This window comes from Occallatibacter gabretensis, from assembly GCF_001449115.1.
Classification (GTDB): Bacteria; Acidobacteriota; Terriglobia; order Terriglobales; family Acidobacteriaceae; genus Telmatobacter; species Telmatobacter gabretensis.
Window position 1 is genome coordinate 214425 of record NZ_LAIJ01000009.1, and the last position, 16161, is coordinate 230585.

General features: G+C 53.8%; 8 protein-coding genes. All 8 read left to right on the forward strand.

Annotated features, from left to right (window positions below; all coding sequences use genetic code 11):
* Window positions 1-72: 72 nt before the first annotated feature.
* A complete protein-coding gene (locus tag VO84_RS07280; protein WP_058186900.1) occupies window positions 73-3564 on the forward strand; it encodes an outer membrane beta-barrel protein in 3492 nt (1163 codons plus the stop codon).
* Window positions 3565-3801: 237 nt separating this feature from the next.
* Complete coding sequence (locus VO84_RS07285; protein ID WP_197413940.1) at window positions 3802-5508, forward strand: right-handed parallel beta-helix repeat-containing protein; 1707 nt, start codon at window positions 3802-3804, stop codon at window positions 5506-5508.
* Window positions 5509-5561: 53 nt separating this feature from the next.
* Window positions 5562-6827, forward strand: coding sequence for an SGNH/GDSL hydrolase family protein (locus VO84_RS07290; protein WP_058186904.1), 1266 nt, complete (start codon window positions 5562-5564; stop codon window positions 6825-6827).
* A gap of 29 nt (window positions 6828-6856) precedes the next feature.
* Entirely contained in the window at window positions 6857-9064 is a 2208-nt protein-coding gene (locus VO84_RS07295) for a beta-galactosidase (RefSeq protein ID WP_231737829.1), read from the forward strand.
* A gap of 36 nt (window positions 9065-9100) precedes the next feature.
* A complete protein-coding gene (locus tag VO84_RS07300) occupies window positions 9101-10897 on the forward strand; it encodes an alpha-amylase family protein (RefSeq protein WP_157439781.1) in 1797 nt (598 codons plus the stop codon).
* Between the two features lie 542 nt (window positions 10898-11439).
* Entirely contained in the window at window positions 11440-12084 is a 645-nt protein-coding gene (locus tag VO84_RS22470) for a DUF6962 family protein (protein ID WP_058186908.1), read from the forward strand.
* Window positions 12081-13559 carry an FAD-binding oxidoreductase gene (locus tag VO84_RS07310; RefSeq protein ID WP_058186910.1) on the forward strand — a complete coding sequence of 493 codons (1479 nt, stop codon included), beginning with the start codon at window positions 12081-12083 and terminating at the stop codon, window positions 13557-13559. Before VO84_RS22470 ends, VO84_RS07310 begins: the two co-directional genes overlap by 4 nt.
* Window positions 13556-15823 carry a CocE/NonD family hydrolase gene (locus tag VO84_RS07315; protein ID WP_058186912.1) on the forward strand — a complete coding sequence of 756 codons (2268 nt, stop codon included), beginning with the start codon at window positions 13556-13558 and terminating at the stop codon, window positions 15821-15823. Before VO84_RS07310 ends, VO84_RS07315 begins: the two co-directional genes overlap by 4 nt.
* The last annotated feature ends 338 nt before the right edge of the window (window positions 15824-16161 follow it).

Below are 16161 nucleotides of genomic sequence, written 5' to 3' on the forward strand. Positions count from 1 at the left end.
TTCGTGGGGGCATGGATTGAGGCGCATGCTAGACACGTATGTCTCGCACGGTCGCCATATTCGGAGGCATGGATGAAGTTCGTAAATCAAGATCGAATTGGGTTCTGGGCTCGCTGTTTCTTAGCCGTTGCCGGTTTCACCTTGGCGGCGATTCCTTGTCTCGGTCAGGCCACTACCGGTCAGATCATCGGCCAGGTGGCCGATCCCACAGGAGCTGTCGTTGCGGGCGTCAGCATCACTGTGACCGATGAGGAAAAAGGAGTCTCGTTCAGAGGCCGAAGCAACGCGGCAGGCAATTACACGGTAGTCAGCATTCCGCCCGGAGTGTATTCGGTGACGGCCAATGCGACCGGCTTCAGTCAGACCCGGTTCAGCCACGTGGTTCTGGCGATTGACCAGCAACTGGCCCTCAATTTCAAACTCAAGGTAGGCGGTGTCGATGCAACAGTGACAGTCACAGACGCTCCTTCGGTGTTGCAGACACAAAGCGCCGAGGTGGGCACGGTGATCAGCGGCAATACCATCACCGACATGCCGTTGGCGGGACGTGAGTTTTCCGCGCTGACTTTCCTGGTGCCGGGAGTCACTCAGCTTCCCCCTCAGAGCGGAAGCATCAACGGCCTGGGAGCTTCAGTAAGCGGCCAGCGCGAATACGGCAACTCCGTCCAGCTGGATGGAATTGAGTCGACAACAAACCGCACCCAGGATATTACCGTTGATCCGAACGTGGATTCAGTCCAGGAGTTCAAGGTAATCACGTCCTCGTTCAATGCTGAATTCGGCAATGCTGCTGGCGGAGTCATCGCCATTCAGACCAAATCGGGGAGCAATTCCATCCACGGTGATATCTTTGAGTTCTTCCGTCCCAACTATCTCGCCGCAAAGGAAACATTGCCCGGCGTAAGCTCCCCGCAACCGACTTCTGAGCTCAAGCAGAATAACTTTGGCGGCACGGTAGGCTTTCCCATCAAGCGTAATCGATCGTTTTTCTTCGCGGCATATGAAGGCATGCGCCAGACAAACCCGTACGCATACGTCGATTCCACCGTTCCCTTCGGGCTGATCAACAACGGCAATCCTATTGTGGCGGGCCAAGACATCAGCTTTGCGAGTTTGCTCGATCCCTATGCCGGAGTTCCTTCTGCGCCAGGAGGTGGAGCGGCGCCAGGCACCATCGATCCGATCTTTGATCCGGTTGTTTCTGTCGAATCTTATGGCGGAGCAGAACAGCAGTTTCCGGGTAATGTTATTCCAGCTTCGCGCGTGAGCCCAGCCGGACTCAATGCGCTGTTGAATTTCTATCCGAAACCGAATCTTCCAGGCATCGATAATGGCTGGTTCCGGAATTATGAGGTCTATTCGCCCACGAATACAAGTTTCGACAAGGTGGATGCGCGGTTTGACCAGGTCATCACCGACAAGGACCGGCTCTATGCGATCTATCACTGGCAGGGCTTCAACACGCTAGTGACCGACCCGTACTGGGGACACACCACTGTGCCCGGTGGCGGTGATGCCGACCAGGCGAACAAGGAAGATACGCAGCCGCAGTCCATCTCTGCGACCTATGACCATATCTTCAGTCCGAACCTGCTCAATGAGTTTCGCTTTGGCTATCTGAACTATGTAGAAAATCTTTACAGCCTGTTAAACGACACTGACTACTCCACCAAGTATGGAATGGGCAACGTCATGGTTCCGGGTTACTCAGCAACGATTGGCTACCCACAGGTGTATCTTGCCGATGGTTATCTTGCCGGCGGATCTACTTTCAAGCCGTATCACGTACATGACCAGAACTTGCAATTTACCGACACGCTTACTTGGAGCGGATGGAAGAGCCACGAGTTAAAATTTGGCGCCGATCTGCGCCCGCTCAATTCACATCCTAATTTTTCGCTCTTCCCCACGGGGTTCGATTACTTCGAAAGCTTCGGCTATGCGGAGACATCTAACTATTACTACAACAATATTCCTGGAGCCTATAACTGGGCCGGTGGTTCCGACCTGGCCGATCTGGTTCTTGGCCTGCCCACGGATGTCGACATGGGTCTACAGTTGACGAACCCGCACACGAAAAGCTGGAACCTGGACTGGTTTGCTCAGGACACATTTAAGGTCACACCCAAACTGACTATCAACTACGGACTCCGCTATGAGTACCAGAACCCATGGACCGAGGCGAACAACAACATATCCAATTTTGACATGGCCAGCGGCAATATCCTGGTGGCAGGCCGCGGCGGTAACTCCGACTCTCTGATGGTCGCCCGCAAGAACGATTTCTCACCGCGATTCGGCGTCGCCTACCAATTGACCCCGAAGACTGTGCTCCGCTCCGGCGTTGCCATCTTCTACTCGCCGGAAAACGATGCCCGAGAAGATATCCTCACACAGAATTATCCCTTTGCCACCCAGGCAGCCTACACAAACTGGGTCTATGATGGCCCCTGCACCTGCGCGACTGCGCCCTGGGAATATCAACTGGATACCGGCGTGGCCCGTAGTACGACGATCAATGTTCCGACCGCGGGCGGCGCAATTACCCCCTCCGAGGTGGTGAATGGAAACCTTGAAACCACCTATGCCGTCAATCCCAGGATGAAAACCGGCACAACCGGATCATTCAATATGATGCTCGAAGAGCAGATCACAAAATCTACATCGGTTGAAGTCGGCTATGTGGGCTCTGTTGGCAGACACCTGTCCTATGGAATAGGAGACATCAACGCCAACCCGAACGATTCCACAAATAATTACAACAACCGGCTTACTCCGTTGCTCGGCAATATTCAGTATCTGACGGATGCGGGTATGAGCAGTTACAACGCGATGCAGGTGAAGGTCACTAAGCAGGCTTCGCGCAACACCAGTTTTCTGCTCAGCTATACCTGGAGCCATAACCTGGATAATGGTCCCGCTCCCTTCGATCTGGGCCACGTGAATAACGATGCTCCTCAAAACCCATACAACCTGGATGCGGAATATGCGAGAGGCGATTTCGACGAGCGTCATATGCTTGTGTTCAGCGGATCGCTCATCATGCCTGTCGGCAAAGGCCAGCGGTGGGGTTCCAACTGGGGCCGCGTGCCAAGCGCGATACTTGGCGGCTGGCGCTTAAGCCCTATCTTCTCGGCTCACTCCGGCACACCGGTCAACATCACTCGCGGAACCAACCCTGCTTCCATCCTGCCTGGTCTACGCCCCGATGTCACAGGCGATCCGACCATATCACGCAGCCAGCGGAGCATCTACCATTGGTTCAACACTACGGCTTTCTCCGTGCCTGCGAATCTTGGCGGCTTATCCTTCCTTCCTGGCAACGCGGGCCGCAACCTCATAACCGGGCCGGCGTATGTGAACCTCGACGCCTCGCTGGCAAAGGACTTCAAGATCATGGACCGGTACACGCTGGACATCCGCGCGGAAGCTTTCAATACCGCGAACACCGTGCATTTGGCGAATCCTGATCCCAACTTCAACAGCGGCACCTTTGGCCAGATCAGTAGTGTTCTTGCCAGCTCGAATCGCGTAGCCCAGCTCGCAGCTAAGATAATTTTCTAGATCAAAGGAACAGATCCTTTTGCAGGATGGAGAGGCGTTATTGCTGCAATCGCTACTGAATCTTCTGCGTATGCTCTGGCCTGGTTATATTGTTCAGGGAGATTGCATTTTATGATTCGCCTCTCGTCCAGCCGCCTTGCAAACACACGGGCTGGGTTGCGTGCTGCGGTCGCTTTGCTATTACTTCTGATGGCCTATTCAAGCTGTTGCACTTTTGCGCAGGAGCCAGATCGATCGTTGCACTCGTACTTTATTGACTGTTCCAGACCGGCACAGGGCGATGGTACGAGTGAACATCCATGGAACAGCATTGCGGCGGTAGAAGCACACGCATTCACACCAGGCGATCGCATCGCGTTTGCGCGTGGCACAGTCTGTCGTGGAACATTTACTCCTTCTGGTTCAGGCACTCCTGCGAAGCCAATCCGACTAACCGCCTATGGCAAGGGCCCACGGCCGCGCATTGTGGCTGCAAACACCGATTTGCAGGTACTCGGTTTGTCCAGTCAGGAGTACTGGCAGATAGATTCGCTCGATCTCTCCGGCGCAAATCATTACGGCATCTTCATCACCGGCGATAAGGGCACGCTGCATCATCTTTATCTCAAGAATCTCTATGTTCACGAAATCCGCGGCGGCGAATTGAAGAACAAGGACAACGGACTGGTGGTTATTGGCGCGAGCAGTCATGACATGCACTTCGAAGATGTGCTCGTCGATGGCGTGGATGCTGCGCATACCGATCAATGGGCCGGTATCCTCATTGGCGGTGGCAACTTCGGTATGGATATGCCGCTTAACCAGCATGTGACCGTCCGCAATTCGACCGTGCATGATGTTTACGGCGACGGAATCGTTCTCTTCCGCGACTCCGACGGAGTCATCGAAACAAGCGCGGCGTGGGAGACTGGTATGCAGCCTACGGAGTCGGTTGGTACGCCCAACGCCATTTGGACCTGGACCTGCACCGATTGCATCGTTCGCGACAATGAGGCATTTCTTACTGACAGCCCCGGCGTGGATGGCGGAGCCTATGATATCGATTGGAACAACACCCGCAACATTGTGGAGCGCAACTACGGGCATGATACGCAGGGTTACTGCATTGCGGTCTTTGCGGCTGGCTATGTGACAAGCGATAGCATAGTGCGAGATAACCTGTGCACAGCGAATGCGCTGAGCCCGAGGCAAGCCGCGCAGGCAGGCGCTCTCTATATCTACACATGGAACAACGGAGTGATTCGCGGTTTGCGGATCGAAAATAACCGAATCGAGTGGAACCCGCCGGTAAGCACGGGGGCGGCCATTGTGGACCATTCGAACACCGGTGGCGAGTCGATTCTCTTTACTGGAAATCGCATCGAATCGCAGGCTCCATTCTTCTACAACACGACCGAAAAGTTTGCGCCGTCAAGCAACAGCTACAGCTATTTCGGCAAGAGCGAGGCACGATTCACGCTTGGCGAGCGGCATGAGGTAACACTTGGGAGCCTCCAGGCTGCAGGTTTTGAGAAAGGATCGAAACTTGATGTGCAAAGTCCTTCTCAGCCAGCGGAGATTGGATTGCGACTGGATGCCACAATCGACTTTGCACTCGATGGAGATGGTTTGCTTGCACCCGCGCCACGCGCGCAAATACTGGTGCTGCGGACTCTGGCTGCGCAATATGGAAATGGTGTACTGACAGTTACGGTGCACCTGCACGAAGCAGCAAATCCCTCACCAGCTGAAATGCTGGCCCTGGCCAACGCTCTCGGTGACCTGAATGCACATCAGATCCAGTTTGCACAGGATGGGCAGAGTTCACAAACCATTCAGCTCAGAACGCTGGATGGTCGTCTGCTCAATGAATGGCACGGGTTTCAGAATGCGGCCGCGCTTGGAGACGCAATACGCGCGCGCGTGGGACAGCCGCAATATGCCACGATGGAGGACCGGCCATGATTCGCAATCGTATGCCGGCGGGAATAATAAGTCTAGCGATGTTGACAATAGCCATGTCCTTCGCAGTAAACACAACGACGGTATGCGCTCAGAGCTTTGTGCTCAAAGATGGAGATACTGTTGTCTTCTACGGCGATAGCATTACCGCGCAGCGGCTTTACACCAAAGCCGTGGAGGAATTCGTGCTTACACGATATCCGAGGATGCACATTCGCTTCGTAAATGCAGGCGTTCCCGGCGATATAACTACAGGAGGCTATGCCGGTTCCATGGCGGAGCGTGTAGCCCGGGATGTGGCACCCTGGGAACCCAGAATGGTTGTTGTGATGCTGGGCATGAACGATGGTGGATGGGGCTATGGATCGCCCGATCAGATCGAAGATAACTTCAAGACCCAATACGAGGCATTGCTGCATGCGATTCATGAAGCTGCGCCTGGTGCCACTCTTACACTCGCTACGTCTCCGCCCTATGACGAAGTCACGCACGGCACGGAGTTTCCCGGTTACTCAAAAATGATTGACCGTCTCGCCACGGATGTTTCCCGCATTGCCGCTCAATGGCAGAAGTCTGGCGAACAAAAACCTCTGTTCGCAGATTTTCACCGGCCGATGGTGGATGCGCTTGAGCGCGCCAAGGCGAGCGACCCACAGTTGGCGGCACTGCTGATCCCAGATCGGATTCATCCAGGCGAGGCCGCTCATTGGATCATGGCTACGGCGCTGATGAAAACCTGGCATGTTGAACCGGTAATCAGCAAGGTGGATCTGCGCGAGGCCGACGTTACGTCGACGAACAGCGAGCATACCGCGGTGAGTGATCTGAAGAAATCTGCAACGGGGATTGAATGGGCGCAACTGGATGAAGCATTGCCTTTGCCCCTTGACTTAAACAATGCCATGACCACGCTTCTCCTCAACGCTTCAGATATAAGCGAAGTTGACCGGCAAATGCTGCGCGTGGATGGCTTGAAACCTGGAAATTACGACCTCAGGATTGATGGCAAGCAAATTGCTTCGTTTTCGACAGCCGAGTTACAGCATGGAGTTAATCTCGCGCTTTACAGGACGCCGATGCTCGATCAGGCACGAGAGATCGCTTCAAAGGAAGAGGAGCGGGCAGAGTTGGATCGGGCACGATTCGCTCTAAGCGCCAATGTAAAGCAGATCGCGACTACGGGCATCGCCGAGTCTACGCTCCGAGCAGCACAAGGCGATATCGATGCCGAAATTCGGAAAGAACTCAGTCCGAAGCCACATCATTTTGAACTTCAGTTGGAGCATCCGGTTCAACAAAACAGTGCTGCCGTGGGTCACTGAAGTAAATCTTTTATGAAAGGAAGCAATGCATGAGGATGCTTCGTATCTGTCTTTTCCTATCTGCGCTGACTGTTCTTTCACGCGGCTATATGGTGTTATGGGCGCAACAGGGAATATCTGAATCCCCCGCTTCAAACTCAAGCGAGATTCCGGCTGTTCCCAACATCCTTTACGGTGCCGCTTACTATCCAGAGTACGAACCTTATGATCGGCTCGATAAGGATATCGCCATGATGAAGGCGGCAGGGCTCAACGTGGTGCGCATGGGGGAATCGACATGGAGCCTTTGGGAGCCGGAAGACGGACAGTTCGAGTATACGTGGATGGACAGGGTCGTCGACGCCATGAGCAAGGCCGGCATTCGAGTCGTCCTTGGCACGCCGACATATTCGATTCCCGCTTGGATGGCACACCAGCATCCAGAGATTCTGGCGCGAACGCTGAATCATGGAGTCTATGGCGGACCTTCGGTACCCGGCGTATATGGCATGCGTCAGAACATGGATACTGATTCGCCAGCCTATCGTTTCTACGCGGAGCGTCTGATTCGTCATCTCGTTGCGCATTACAAAGACAATCCCGCCGTCATTGGCTGGCAGATCGATAACGAGACTTCTAGTTATGACGCCGACAATCCCGACTTGTTCATCGGTTTCCAGCACTATCTTGAGAAGAAATTCGTTACGCCAGAGGCCTTGAGCAAAGCATGGTTCCTCAGCTATTGGGGAGAAAACCTACACCGGTGGGAAGACCTGCCGACGCGTGACGGTGCTCAGAGCACGGGTTACAAGCTTGAGTGGACACGCTGGAGCCAGATGCGTGTTACGGATTTTCTGCATTGGCAGTCAGTGCTTGTACGGGAATGCACATCTCCCCGCCAGTTCGTCACAACGGACTTTGGCGGCATGATGAGACACGACGTAAACGAAGATGCAGTGGCACAATTCCTGGATATTACTGCGGTCAACAACTATCACGGCACTCAGGATCACTTCGACGGAGCCGAACAGGCTTTTCATGAGGATTTCGCGCGTTCCCTGAAGCACAATAATTTCCTGGTCACCGAAACAAATGCGCAGACGATCGGCTGGTCATCTGCATTTCAATTCCCTCCCTACGATGGCCAGTTGCGCGAAGACGTCTACACACATATAGCCAACGGCGCCAACATGGTGGAGTACTGGCACTGGGCATCGATTCATGCCAATCAGGAAACATACTGGAAGGGAGTTCTCTCGCACGATTTTGAACCGAACCGTGCCTATGCTGAAGTGAGTCGCACCGGCCACGAGCTTGAGAAGATCGGCCCACATCTCATCGACATGAAGATTCATAACAAGGTTGCGATCCTCTGGAGCCGTGATTCGATGAATGCGCTCGGCTTCATGCCATTCTCCTCATCGGGACCGCAATGGAGCGAAGCTCCTCCGACTGTTACCTATGCAACCCTCGTGCGCCAGATGCACCGGTCACTCTACGATCTCAACGTGGGTACGGATTTCGTCTTTCCCACAACTATTGATTTCTCAGCCTACAAACTCCTCATCGTGCCTGCGCTCTACATCTCCGATGATGTACTTCTCAAGCGAATTTCGGATTATGTAAAGAGCGGCGGCCACGTCGTCATGACTTTCAAGAGCGGGTTTGCGAACGAGAATTCCGCTGTGCGCTGGGTGCAGGCACCGGGTCCGTTACGCGATGCTGCGGGCTTCAGCTACCAGGAGTTTTCCAGCCTCGAGCATCCGCTGCCACTCAAAGGCGATCCATTTCATGTCGGTCCTGCAAACTCGGTTCAGACTTGGGCGGAGTTCATCAAGCTTGATCACGCCCACGCACTTGCCTACTACGATCATCCGTTCTTCGGCCGCTGGCCGGCAATTACGGAAAACCAGTTTGGATCCGGGACGTTGCTCTATGAGGGAAGCTATCTCTCCGACGAGTTGCAGACTGCAGTGTTGCGTGGCGCACTAGATCGGGCCGGGATCCTTGGCTTCGATCAACAAGTTCCGGCAAAGGTTCATACGCAGCAAGGCACCAATCGCATGGGTAAGCGAGTCCATTACTACTTCAACTACTCGGATGCGGAAGAAAGTGTTCGCTTCGCATATACCAACGGAGTTGATCTGTTGAATGGCAAAACCGTTGCCACGGGCAGCGAACTCAGGCTTGCGCCGTGGGATCTGGCAATTGTCGAAGAGAATGCGACCGCAGCACCGGCGGATCAGCCGCATCAATAAACTCTGCATTCTTATGAACCGCACCTGGGAGCGATCATGAATAGGAATCGATACAGCATCACGATGACGCGCTTGCTGGCGGCTGTGTTGGTCACGTGTGCGATAACGCCGCTTATCTCGTCGGCACAGAACGAGCCAATCCCTCCGATGCTCTCTGAACCTATTTCTGTCTATAACAATTGGTCGTCCTACGACGAGCTTTCCGACAACATCCAGCTCACAGAATCGCTGGCCATGCGTGAACTCGACGAGTTGTTACGCCTCAAGCGTGCGGGCGTGCGTTTTGACTACTACATGATGGATGCATTTTGGTTCACTCCCGAAGGTGGTTATCGCACATGGCGCAAACCAAGTTGGCCCAATGGACCCGATGCGTGGATCGCAAAATGCCAACAGAACGGAGTCCGGCCCGGTCTCTGGTTCAGTACAAATACCCTGGTAAAAATTCAGGCAGCGCCTTCGTGGCGCGATTCGCTGAATAAGGACGGCAGTGCCATGTCGCTCTTTGAGGGCGGCTTCCTGCCGGACTTCATGGATGTCCTGCAATTCTGGTATGACCACGGCATCCGCATGTTCAAGTTCGATTTTCTCGATCTTTATGCAGCAACGCCAGCGACTGCTGCGCGGCTGACTCGCGAGGAAATCAAGGAGCGCAATACAACGGCGCTGCGAGATGCCTTGTTCAATTTCCGAAAGAAGAATCCTGACGCCGTGCTGATTGCCTTCAACGGATTTGGCGGCGTTCTCGATAATACCTTCACGCCTTTGCCGTTTAAAGATCCCGCCGACCAGCGATGGTTGAGTGACTTCGCCATGGAGTACACCGGTGATCCGCGCCCCTCGGACGTTCCCGAAGCTAGCTTCTGGCGCTCCGTGGATATTTACGGAGATCACATGGTGAGGCGCTTCGAGCAGCTCGGATTCCCGCTCGAACGTGTCGACTCCACCAGCTTCATGGTGGGCAATACCGGAACCATTTACTACCGGGGAATGCATGAGTGGAAGGGAGCCTATCTGTTGATGATGGCCCACGGCGGATGGGTGAATACAGTACACGGCAATCTGGAGTCCATTCGCGGCGACGACGCCAGCTGGATGGCTCGCGTCCAGGCACTCTTCTTTGAATTGCAGGGCGCAGGCCGCATCCATAGCTTCGGCGGAATCCCCGGCGACATTGAACCGTATGGATTTTCCGGAGTCACAACACGCGGCGCAGTTTACGTGGCAGTGAACCCGGCTCAGCGCGTTGAAACTATCACGCTTCCCCGGATTATTTTTAACCAGGCACCGCTCGGTACAGGCCGCGTGCAATTCCGCGATGCTGGCTTCGTGCCCATTCTTTCCGGCAATCGCGTCACCCTTGGCCCAGGGCAAATGGCAGTTGTCGGCTATGGCGCGTACGCTTCACCGAAGTATGAATTTGGCGTCCAGCAGGATGTCGTCATCCCCCGCTCTATCGAGCCGGTGCCCGCGGAATTTCATTCCACGGGCATCGGCACCATTGAAGCCACAATTGATCCGCCGTCGCGAGGTGTTCTCCGTGTGATCGTCTGCCAGAAGACTCCGGACGGAGTAACTCGCCGCACCTGGGCCGGCGGACCCCCCACAGGCGAGAACATGGGCAAGGTCTTCGCATTCTCCGCCACACAGGGCAGCCGCGCAGTTCCAGTCCGAATCGATTACAACAAAATTATCTGGAGCGGACTGAGTTGGGCAGTCGGTGAAATCGATGCGAGCGGTGTCTTGCCTGGGAAGCCAATGACAATTCAATTTCATTCGTCGGAGAAGGGTCCTATTCAACTGGAGGCAAAAATCTACGTGGTCACTTACTAACGTCGCATTCTAGGGAGATTGCACTTTGTGAATGCCGCTTCCGATTGGCAGACCGACTGGGCATTTCTCAACATCAGAACGCTTAGCGGGAGCTGGTGAGACTGTTCGATTTTGGACAATTGCAGGAGTTATCCTGTGCAGCACAGATTTCTAAGCGATTTTATTTCTTAAAGATACGAACGATTGCACAGTTCTTATAGAAATCTTTATACGATCTTCATTCGGGGACTGTGCAACTACAGATTTACAGAATTTCACTTTGCCAGTGAAAGGGGGTGGGGGAGGGGTCCCCTCCCCTCCCTTAACGACGACGGCCCGAATCCATATGGATTCGGGCCGTCACTTTTCTCTGCTGATTATGAGTGTTTCATAAACGGGCTTAATTCTACGCAAACTATCTGAAGAGCCAGACGGTACGAAAGGACAATGGACTTTAGTAATGAGGGACAAGCAAAGCAGGTCTTAACAGTCCATGTGCCGAAAGCCTCCACACGCTCAAAACTTTGGGTGAGAATTCAGCCGTCCACCGCTATTCTCGTAGGATGAGCCAAATGGATGTCAGCCTCACAGACTATGGTTTGGCGGTCGAGTGTGTGTGCTTCACATGTCTGATGGCACGGAGTCGTACGGGGACCTCTTCGCTTCCAGCAGTATTCATGCTATTTTTCTTCTCTATTGCCGTAGCAGCAGCGGCAGGCGGTACAGTTCACGGCTTTTTCCTGGATGAAAGCTCGCTTGGATATCGAATTTTGTGGCCTTTCACCCTAGTGGTCATGGGGATTACTGCTCTAGCAGGAGTTCATGTAGCTACGGCTCTGCACTTCTCACGTTCGAAAGCCATCCCAATCAACCGAATTGCGCTGGCGGTTTTCATAGCGTATTCCGCTATTGTCCTATTCATCCGAAGTGATTTCCTGATCGCCATTCTCGACTATCTTCCGGCCTTAGTCTTCGTTGGAGTCGCATTTCTGCTTTCTTACCTGAGGCAGAGGAAACCACGGTTTCTGATAGGATTTTTGGGCGTCAGCACCATGCTTTTTGCAGCCGTTGCTCAGCAGGCGAAGCTTGGGATCAATCCCCGGTACTTCAATCACAATGCGCTTTACCACCTTCTACAGGCCATCGCATTGTTCATGATTTTTCTCGCAGCACGAGAAGCTATCATCTCGAGGGAGCCTATCAATTGATCAATCGACGCGAATTCCTTGCTGGATCGGCGGCGTTCTGCCTCGGTTCGCAACTATCGTTCTCGGCCGTAGACGATCCCCTGCTCGTTAATGACATTCATTCGCAACTCAATCCCACACATGTCAACCGCATCCTAAAGCCTGAAAGCATCAGCGATCTCCAGGCTGCAGTGCGAACAGCGAAGGCCGCCGGGAAGCCATTGTCAATAGCGGGCGGGCGTCATGCCATGGGAGGTCAGCAGTTTGGCACCGATATGATCCTGGTCGATATGACCGGGCTAAATCAGATCGTCAGCTTTGATCCGCAAAGCGGATTGGTCGAGGTGCAGGCGGGAGCATTTTGGCCCGAGTTTATCAGGGCTTACCTTCAGCGGCAGCAAGGTGCGTCGCGGCAGTGGGGTCTCGCCCAGAAGCAGACCGGTGCCGATAACATCAGCATCGGTGGAACTCTGGCAGCGAACGCTCACGGACGCGGTCTTTCCATGCAGCCATTCGTCAGTAACATCGAGTCATTCAAGCTGGTCAATGCCGACGGCAATCTCGTTCAATGCAGTCGTCAACAGAATCCGGAACTTTTCCGTCTGGCGATCGGCGGATATGGACTATTCGGAGTCGTTTCTTCAGTGACCCTGCGTCTGGTGCCAAGGCAAAAAATTGAGCGAGTCGTAGAGGTACGAGAAGTAGACGGCTTGATGAATGCATTTCGAGAACGCATCCATAGTGGATTCCTGTACGGCGACTTCCAATTCGCAATCGACCCGACCTCGGACGACTTTCTGCATAAGGGAGTCTTTTCCTGTTATCGCCCCGTCGATCCGGCAACCCCGATGCCGACAGGCGAGAAGAGCCTCTCCGATGAGAACTGGAGAATGATGCTCTATCTCGCGCACGAAGACAAGAAGCAAGCGTTTCGCCGTTATGCGGATTATTATCTTTCGACGAATGGCCAGCTTTACTGGTCGGACACTCATCAGATGGCCATCTACCCCGTCAACTATCATCTGGAGATCGATCAAAAGGAACACGCAAAGAGTCCTGCCACAGAGATCATCACTGAGATCAACGTGCCTCGGGACACATTGAGTTCGTTCCTGGCCGAGGTTCGAGATGACTTTCGCAAGAACAATGTTGACTTGATTTATGGAACGATCCGGCTCATAGAGAAGGAGAATGAGACCTTTCTGCCTTGGGCTAAACAGTCTTACGCCTGCACCATCTTCAATCTTCACACCGTTCACACACCGGAAGGAATCGAGCACTCCGCAGAAGCCTTTCGCAGACTTATCGACATGGCGGTGAAACGTAACGGGACTCACTACCTGACCTACCATCGCTACGCGCGGCGAGAGCAGGTGCTGGCATGCTATCCGAACTTCGCCGAGTTTCTCAAGCTCAAGAAAAAGTACGATCCATCCGGGCGCTTTCAGAGTGATTGGTATCGCCACTATCAAACCATGTTTGGAGAAGCGGTGTGACCGAAGCTCCGCTGGTCGATCAATTTAAAAATCGTGAAGCTCTGAAACGGCGTTATCTCTGGGTGCTCGCAACGCTTCTGTTTCTGTTCTGCCTCCGCGTTCTCGGTCAGTTTCTGGTGGCATTCCTTCACGTTTCCTTCCTGCCTCCGATGGAAGAGTGGATGTCGGGGCTCGTACCCTACCCCGAGTTGCTCACTGCGCAGATTCTCATCATTGCTCTATACGGAAAGGTCTGCCTTGATTTCTTTCGTGAACATGGCTTTTTCGCTGTCCCTCGCAGATTGCTGGGCACAGGTCTCCTAATCTTTGGATCTCTGTACTTTGGCGTGATGGTAATTCGCTACACCATTCGCATGAGCCTTTACCCCCACGAGCGTTGGGTAGGGGGATGCATCCCAATCTTCTTTCATTGGGTACTCTCATCATTCATCCTCGTGCTCGGCACCTACCATTGGCGGACCACTCAAAGGCCACCGAGACCCGGTATCGGCAAACGGCTTCTTCAGGGAGCCGCAGCAGTTGCAGCACTGCTGTGCATCTCCGCTTGGGCGACTTACCAGACGGGCCCATCTCTTCTAGCTTATCGGCTCGGGCTTCGCCGATCCCAATTTGCGGTCCGCGAACAAAAGGGAGCCGCGCTACTTACTTCCGATGGCATCTCACTTGTTGCTGACATCTATCATCCTCAACACGCTGCCCGTACCCCGACAATTCTGGTACGCATTCCCCTTACCAGAGACTTCAAAAACTCTCTTTTCGCCAGCATGATTGACAAGATGTGGGCGGAGCGTGGCTATACAGTCGTTATCCAGGGGACGCGCGGCAGATTCGGCTCTGGAGGCACCTTCTATCCATTGCGAGGGGAACGACAAGACGGAATCGAGACCCTGCAATGGATCGCCAAGCAGTCGTGGTTCGATGGCCACGTTCTTACGTGGGGAGGATCAGCATTTGGTCAAACACAATGGGTGATTGCCGATCAATCTGCGCCGGGGCCGTCCGCGCTTATGGTTTACTTCGCCAGTACAGATTTTCACGATATGTTCTATCCCGGCGGCGCATTCTCGCTCGATAGCGCCTTGAGCTGGGCGGTACGGAGCCATGGCGTCAGGGACCAGCCCGATTGGCCTTCAGCCGACGCGGTGGAACGAGCGGCCACCGGATTCCCGCTGCTCGATGCAGATCGGCGTGCTACGGGTGCAAACATAGACTTCTTCAAGGATTGGGTTGAGCACCCCGATCGAGATGCCTTTTGGGCTGATATCGATGATCAGAATCGAGTACAGTCGCTCAAAGCACCCGTCCTTCTCATGGCTGGTTGGTACGATCCATTTCTCCCCACGCAGCTGAATGACTTTATTCATATCCGGCAATCATCGGAGCCTATCGTGGCTACGCGCAGCCGTCTGATTATCGGGCCATGGACGCACGCGAGCGAAATTACATTTCCAGATGGAACAAAGGGGGCAAATTTCAGGCTGCAAAGTTTAGCTGCAAGTCTGCCGTGGTTCGATGAAAACTCGGGGAAGACGATGCCGTCATCGGCCAGTTCCCCTGTCAGAATCTTTGTGATGGGCAAGAACGAGTGGAGAAATGAGCAAGAATGGCCGTTGGCCAGAACCCGGTACACTCCATACTTTTTAGGTAGCACGAGATCAGCGAACAGCGTTACGGGAGATGGAACGCTGAATACCCTGGCTCCAACCGCCGAAGAGCCGGCTGATTCCTATGCGTATGATCCTCTGCATCCGGTGCCGACGGCCGGCGGAGCCATGATTGGCCCAGCCGCTGGCATAGCGCGTCAAAATGACATTGAGGGCCGAAGTGATGTGCTTGTGTATACAACCCCATCCTTGAATGAGGATTTGGAGGTGACCGGACCCATATCCCTGGTCCTATACGTCTCGACGACCGCTCCGAGTACAGATTTCACTGCCAAGCTGCTAGATGTTCACCAGGACGGTTCCGCCTTCAACATCTCTGAAGGGATATTGCGGCGTTCCTATCAGGAGGCACAAGACCAGTCCGCCGCCCAGAAGGTATATGAAATCCATCTTGATCTTTGGCCAACCAGCATGGTGTTTTTCAAGGGACATCGAATACGACTAGAGGTCTCAAGCAGCAATTTCCCGCGCTTCGATCGCAATCCTAATAATGGGAACAGGATTGCAGCAGAAATGAATACCATCTCTGCAAAACAGACTGTAAGTCACGATCCGAAGTATCCATCTCGTCTTATTATGCCAATCATCCCGATACGCTAAAACAAGGCCCCCGCCATCACACTATTCCGCAGGACCTGTCTGTGAACTAACGCTCGCGAGACCACCCCATCTTCAATTGTTGCAAAATCGCCATACACTCATCGACACCGATTAGTAGCGATATGTTGGCTTATCGTCAGTAATCCGGCAGGAAGGTTTCTGGCCATGGGCTGAAGCCCGTACCTTCTTATGCTTGTTGCTTCTGGTCCAAGCCCGTATCTGACAAATCACGCGGTACATCCTTAAAACACCCCTCAGGGGCTAAAGCCTTGTTCATTTTTCAACCGCTTTCGTCACGGTTGAAGCCGTGCCCTGGCACGAAGCAAAAACAAAAGCGG

Excerpts from the sequence above, each read along its gene's own strand:
- VO84_RS07290 (WP_058186904.1), top strand. The coding sequence starts at position 5,562 with ATGTCCTTCGCAGTAAACACAACGACGGTATGCGCTCAGAGCTTTGTG.
- VO84_RS07280 (WP_058186900.1), top strand. The coding sequence starts at position 73 with ATGAAGTTCGTAAATCAAGATCGAATTGGGTTCTGGGCTCGCTGTTTC.
- VO84_RS07295 (WP_231737829.1), top strand. The coding sequence starts at position 6,857 with ATGAGGATGCTTCGTATCTGTCTTTTCCTATCTGCGCTGACTGTTCTT.
- VO84_RS22470 (WP_058186908.1), top strand. The coding sequence starts at position 11,440 with ATGAGCCAAATGGATGTCAGCCTCACAGACTATGGTTTGGCGGTCGAG.
- VO84_RS07300 (WP_157439781.1), top strand. The coding sequence starts at position 9,101 with ATGAATAGGAATCGATACAGCATCACGATGACGCGCTTGCTGGCGGCT.